General features: G+C 70.7%; 7 protein-coding genes. 4 read left to right on the top strand and 3 right to left on the bottom strand.

Going from position 1 to position 3,999, the window contains the following annotated elements; genetic code table 11:
* Both VN378_RS12275 and VN378_RS12270 read left to right on the top strand, forming a co-directional pair.
* Window positions 1-777, top strand: a 777-nt coding sequence (locus VN378_RS12275; protein ID WP_325743863.1) for a hypothetical protein, incomplete at its 5' end; no start/stop codon positions are given.
* A gap of 110 nt (window positions 778-887) precedes the next feature.
* Window positions 888-1,217 (top strand): UrcA family protein, encoded by a 330-nt coding sequence (locus VN378_RS12270; protein ID WP_325743862.1) that lies wholly within the window; start codon window positions 888-890, stop codon window positions 1,215-1,217.
* Here the strand turns inward: VN378_RS12270 and VN378_RS12265 are convergent.
* The 3 genes from VN378_RS12265 to VN378_RS12255 all read right to left on the bottom strand — a co-directional run bounded on the left by VN378_RS12265 (window position 1,214) and on the right by VN378_RS12255 (window position 2,885).
* Window positions 1,214-1,534, bottom strand: coding sequence for an Mpo1-like protein (locus tag VN378_RS12265; RefSeq protein WP_325743861.1), 321 nt, complete (start codon window positions 1,532-1,534; stop codon window positions 1,214-1,216). The two genes, VN378_RS12270 and VN378_RS12265, sit on opposite strands and share 4 nt — an antisense overlap.
* Window positions 1,535-1,595: 61 nt before the next feature.
* Complete coding sequence (locus VN378_RS12260) at window positions 1,596-2,126, bottom strand: hypothetical protein (protein ID WP_325743860.1); 531 nt, start codon at window positions 2,124-2,126, stop codon at window positions 1,596-1,598.
* Between the two features lie 90 nt (window positions 2,127-2,216).
* Window positions 2,217-2,885, bottom strand: coding sequence for a winged helix-turn-helix transcriptional regulator (locus tag VN378_RS12255; protein WP_325743859.1), 669 nt, complete (start codon window positions 2,883-2,885; stop codon window positions 2,217-2,219).
* 74 nt (window positions 2,886-2,959) lie between these two features.
* On the opposite strand from VN378_RS12255, the gene VN378_RS12250 reads away from it, so the two are divergent.
* Together VN378_RS12250 and VN378_RS12245 are read left to right on the top strand one after the other, a co-directional pair.
* Complete coding sequence (locus tag VN378_RS12250) at window positions 2,960-3,355, top strand: hypothetical protein (RefSeq protein ID WP_325743858.1); 396 nt, start codon at window positions 2,960-2,962, stop codon at window positions 3,353-3,355.
* 114 nt (window positions 3,356-3,469) lie between these two features.
* Window positions 3,470-3,820: a DUF1428 domain-containing protein gene (locus tag VN378_RS12245; RefSeq protein ID WP_325743857.1), complete on the top strand. Its 351-nt coding sequence runs from the start codon at window positions 3,470-3,472 to the stop codon at window positions 3,818-3,820.
* Window positions 3,821-3,999 lie beyond the last annotated feature (179 nt).

Below are 3,999 nucleotides of genomic sequence, written 5' to 3'. Positions count from 1 at the left end.
CCCCCGCCCACAGAGCTTGCGACCGTGCTGCGCCAGCGCGATCAGGGCCTCGCCATGATGGAGGCCGGAGCCCGCACCATGGAGGCCCAGGCGCGCGAGATGCGGATCATCGCCGCCGGACTGGACTCCGATGATCGCGCCGCCCTGAACGCCGACGCTGACGCGCTTTTGCGCGACGCCGCCGGACTGCGCGCCGAGGCCCGCGAACTGGCCGCCCGCGATCCCGCCACCCTCCGGCCCTTGTCGCCCGGGGACGAGCGCGATCTGCTCGGCGGCATGGACGATGGCTCCGCCGAGGGCGGGCCTGCCGACCGGGACGGGAATACGAACAGGAACAAGGACGAGGTCCGGATTGAAGCCAGCGGCGCGTTCCAGACCTTCGATGTCCGGCGCGATGCAAGCGGCGCCGTCCGCACCGCCAGCGGCCTCGAGATCGAGGCCAGCGGCGCCGTCCGAACCTCCTCCGGTTTCCAGATCGACGCCAGCGGAAGCCTGCGCACGGACGTGGCTGTCTCGACGCCGCTCGACCTTCGCATGACGGTCCCCCGGTCCGAGGTGGTCCATATGCGTGAAGGCGCCCGCCAGATGCGTGAGGGAGCCGCCGAGATGGACGTCGGCGCCGCCGAGATGGAACGAAGCATCGCCGCCGATCCCTCCGCTCCCCATGCCCGGGAAGGTCCGGCCCGAATCCTCGAGATGCGACGGCAGGCGGCCGAAATGCGCCGCCGGGCCGACCAGATCGACGCCCAGGCGAATCAGGCCGAAGCCCCCGCCTGACCGCCGACCCGCCCTGACGCCCTGACCGCAATCCGACGCCGCCCTTTTGCGGCCTCGCCACCCCCTTGCCTGAAGGCAAGACCCTGACACCCCTGATACCGGAGATCCCGATGCGACCCCTCGTCATCGTTTGCGGGCTGCTGCTCGCCGCCTGCTCGACCACTGTTTCCGCCCGCTCCGAGGAGCCGGCGCCCAAGGCCCGCTTCCACTATGCGGACCTGAACCTGCGCGATCCGGCCGACCGCCGGGTCCTTGTGGCCCGGGTCGATCAGGCCGCCGCCGACTATTGCCGCAGCCACAGCGACATCGTCACGCCGTATCACCGGCGGGCCGACGCGTCCTACTGCCCGGCCAGCATCCGGGCCCAGCTCATGTGGGCCATGCCGCCGCGGGTGCGCCACGCGTACGACAGCGGCTGGGCGCGCCGCCCTGCTGGCTAGAAGCGGCGCTTGCCGGCGACGGTTTCGAAGAACATCCGCCAGTCGCCCATCAGGCTCCACAGCGGATATTTGAACGTCGCGGGCCGGTTCTTCTCGAAGAAGAAATGCCCGACCCAGGCGAACCCGTATCCGACCAGCGGCATGGCCAGGAACCACCAGGCGCTGACCGTCAGGCCGAGGGCGAAGGCTACGATCACCAGCGCCGTTCCGACGATATGGATCCGCCGGCATGTCCGGTTGGAGTGCTCGTGGATATAGTAGGGATAGAACTGGCTGAACGAGGCGTAGCGTTCGCCGGGCGCGGGCTGGCTGGTCATGGCGCCAGCCTCTCCCGGCGCCTTGCCGAGGTCAAGCCGGGCCCGGCCGCCGGGCGCGTCATCACAGTTCCGGCGCCGGCTCCGGCCCAAGCAGCCGGCGCAGCAGCGGCCAGACATTGGTCAGGGCCGAGGCGAAACCGACGATGCTGGACACCCACTGGAAGGCCGTCCACACCCAGCCGAACAGGTCGCCGTCGCCGATCGCCTGGCTGATCGGGAACAGCACTCGCGACACCCCGATCTGGAAGGCGGCGTAGGCCTCCGAATATTCGATCGACCGGTCGGCGAAGAAGGCGATCGCCACGGCCGCGGACACCGGCGCCCACAGCAGCGGCAGGGCCAGCAACACGGCCAGCAGCAACACCACGAACTTCGTCCCCACCGTCTCGCCCGACAGCAGGCTGGCCGCCACCCCCGCGCCCAGCCCAAGGACCACGCCCACCATCAGCACCGGCAACACCATGTCCGTCGCGGCCATGATGTCCGTGATGGTCGCGCCGACCAGGATCGCCGTACCGCTCACCAGGAAGCCCCCCACCCACAGGGCGGCGTACTGACCCAGACGGCGCTTGAGGTGGGCGAGACGGATCATGGCGACGGCCCTCGGAACAGGCCCGCCAGCATGCCGTGCGACGGCGCGCGAGTCCATTGACGGAACACGGGTCGCCGGACAGGCCGGGCCTCAGACCCGGGCGGCCTTCGGCGGCAGTTCGAAGAAGGAGGCGAAACGCTCGAACACCGCGCGTGAACCGGTCAGCGACAGCGTCTCCACCGGCGCCCCGCCATAGACCACTGCGGCCACCGCTTCCGGCTCCGCCGTCACCACGACGTCGACGCCGTCCGTCTCCTCCCGGCGCGCCGTCAGCGCCCCGTCCGCGACCTCGACCACGAAGGTCTCCGCCCCGAACCGGAAGCCCAGCCGCATCCGCGCGTCCCCGGCCTTGCCGGCGTCGAACATGGTCCGGAACGACAGCATCATCGACACCGGGCTCAGCGGCAGGGTCGGATCATGGTCCGGCGACCGCGCCGCCCAGCGGCCCAGGGCGCTGATGATCGGCTCGGCCTCGCGGCCCCAGTCGGTCAGGTCGTAGACCTGCACCGAGGCCGGCGGCGGCAGCTTGCGCCGCACCGTCACGCCCGCGGCCTCCAGCCCCTCCAGCCGCTGCGTCAGCACGTTTGCGCTCAGCCCCGGCAGGCTGGCGCGCAGATCGCCGAACCGCCGCGGCCCCAGCATCAACTCGCGCACGATCAGCATGGCCCAGCGCTCGCCGATCAGCTCCAGCCCGTGGGCGGTGCCGCAGGCGTCGTCATAACGCCTCCGGGACTGCTCAGTTATTTTTTCTAACTTCATACTTGCAATCTATAACCTGATCCGGCATGAGTCTCAAGCCGAAACGCTTCCGAGGCCTCAGACAGGAGCCCGCCGTGACCGACCTCGCCTTCCGGATCGACAGCCGCGCTGCGCTGACGGCCCCCGCCGTCTGGTCGGGCCGCATCCTCAGCGGCGTCATCGGCGGCTTCCTCGCTATCGAGGGCCTGACCCGCCTCCTCGCCGGCCGCGCCCTCGTGCCGCCGTCCGAGGCCGCCCCCGTCCTCGCTCCGGCCGTCCAGACCGGCCTCGGCGCCGCCCTCATCCTCGGCGCCGTCCTGCTGGCGCCCCGCCCCACCCGCCTGGTCGGGGCGGTCCTGCTGAGCCTGTGCATCGCCGGCCTGCTGGGCGCCGAGCTCCGCGCCCCCGCCCCTTCCCCCAGCCACATCCTGTTCTGGGCCTATGTCGGCCTGCTGACCTGGGCCGGATCCGCCCTGAGCCGCCTCCGCTAGCCCCGTCACCTCCCCCCGGGGCTCAAGCAGCGAGCGACCGCGTCGCGAGCGATAGCCCCCAACAAAGCTGCGACCGCGTCGCGAGCGATAGCCCCCCAAAAAAGGAGACGTCCCATGAGCTACATCACCGGCTTCCTGGTCCCCGTGAAGGTTGCGGACAAGGACCGCTACATCGCCTCCGCCCGCAAATCCTGGCCGCTGTTCCAGAAATACGGCGCCCTCGAACAGGTCGAGGCCTGGGGCGAGGATGTCCCCGACGGCGAGGTCACCAGCTTCCCCCTGGCGGTGAAGAAGGAGGCCGACGAGGTCGTGGTCTTCTCGTGGCTGCGCTGGCCCGACCGCGCCGCCGCCGACAAATGCTGGGAACAGATGCAGTCCGATCCCGACTTCTCCAACATGGACATGCCCTTCGACGGCAAGCGCATGATGTGGGGCGGCTTCGCCCCGATCTTCGAAGGCAAATAGGCCGTCACCAGGTTTGATCGTCCCGGGGGGGCGGAGGGGTCGCGCCCCTCCGCCCTTTCGCTATCCTGCCCCCGCGCCCGCCCGGCGCGGAGGACCGTCCGATGCGCCCCGTCAGCCTCGCCTTCGTCATCGCCCCCGTCCTGGCCCTGACCGCGCCCGCCGCGGCCCTGGCCCAGACC

The organism is Brevundimonas sp. (assembly GCF_035561115.1).
Lineage (GTDB): Bacteria > Pseudomonadota > Alphaproteobacteria > Caulobacterales > Caulobacteraceae > Brevundimonas.
The sequence above is the reverse complement of the archived record's forward strand: the minus strand, read 5'-3'. Positions and strand labels throughout refer to the sequence as shown.

What these genes read in the sequence shown, in the direction of transcription:
- VN378_RS12270 (WP_325743862.1), top strand. Translation starts at nt 888, where the DNA reads ATGCGACCCCTCGTCATCGTTTGCGGGCTGCTGCTCGCCGCCTGCTCG.
- VN378_RS12265 (WP_325743861.1), bottom strand. Translation starts at nt 1,534, where the DNA reads ATGACCAGCCAGCCCGCGCCCGGCGAACGCTACGCCTCGTTCAGCCAG.
- VN378_RS12260 (WP_325743860.1), bottom strand. Translation starts at nt 2,126, where the DNA reads ATGATCCGTCTCGCCCACCTCAAGCGCCGTCTGGGTCAGTACGCCGCC.
- VN378_RS12255 (WP_325743859.1), bottom strand. Translation starts at nt 2,885, where the DNA reads ATGAAGTTAGAAAAAATAACTGAGCAGTCCCGGAGGCGTTATGACGAC.
- VN378_RS12245 (WP_325743857.1), top strand. Translation starts at nt 3,470, where the DNA reads ATGAGCTACATCACCGGCTTCCTGGTCCCCGTGAAGGTTGCGGACAAG.